Annotated in this window: 1 protein-coding gene; it reads right to left on the bottom strand. The window is 69.1% G+C overall.

Annotation, left to right across the window (positions count from 1 at the left end; genetic code table 11):
• Positions 1 to 851 (bottom strand): IS630 family transposase (locus tag HCJ94_RS29380; RefSeq protein WP_168004247.1); only part of this gene is annotated, 851 nt, incomplete at both ends.

The following is an 851-nucleotide window of genomic DNA, read 5'->3' as shown; positions in this document are numbered from 1 at the left end:
CGGGCGAGCGCGGGGTGGTTGGGGTGGTTCGAGCCGGCGATGACGAAGGTGCGTAGCGGCCCGAACTGGGCCTCGATCGGGTTGGCCCAGGAGGCGTAGGTCGGAGTGAAGCAGAGTTCGACCTTGTTGCGGGCCGCCCACGTGCGGATCTTGTGGCCTTTGTGCGCGGACAGGTTGTCCAGGATGATGTAGATCGGTGCCCCGTCGGGGCGGGCGGCGCGGATCGACTTGAGTGCGGCGAGGGTGTTCGCGGCGCTCTTACGCCGCCGCACGACGCCCCAGAGCTGGTCGTCACCGACGGAGTAGCAGCCGTGGAACTGCCGAACCCCCTGCAGCTTGTGGTAGTTCGCGGGCAGCCGGTGCGGATGCCCGGCCGGCGCCCAGCCGGCGCCGGCCTGCGGCCGGATCACCAGGGGCCCGAACTCGTCGAACGCGAACACCCGCTGCGGGAACTGGCTGCTCACGTACTCGATCCGGGCGAGCTTGGCATCCCGGTCAGGGTCGGTGGACTCCTTCCACGTCTTGGTCCGCTGGAAGGTGATCCGGTGCCGGTGCAGGATCTGCCGCAGCCGCTCCCGTCCGATACGGATCCGGCGGGTGGCATGCAGGCGCAGGTGGTCGGCGAGCTTGCGGATGCTCCACCGGGTGAACGGCCGCCCCAGCGCTTCGGGGCGAGTGTTGGCCGTCTCGACGATGAGCTGCTCTTCGTCGCTAGTGATCTGGCGGGGACGGCCACCCGCCCACTGAGGGTCCAGGCTGGCCATCCCCATCTCGTTGAACCGGTGGATGACCTGCCGGATCGTGTCCTCATCAGCTTGGACCAGGCGGGCGATGGCCGGCACTGTGTTCCC

The sequence above is a fragment of the Micromonospora thermarum genome, assembly GCF_012034245.1.
Lineage (GTDB): Bacteria > Actinomycetota > Actinomycetes > Mycobacteriales > Micromonosporaceae > Micromonospora > Micromonospora thermarum.
This window is presented reverse-complemented; position numbering and strand designations above follow the sequence as displayed.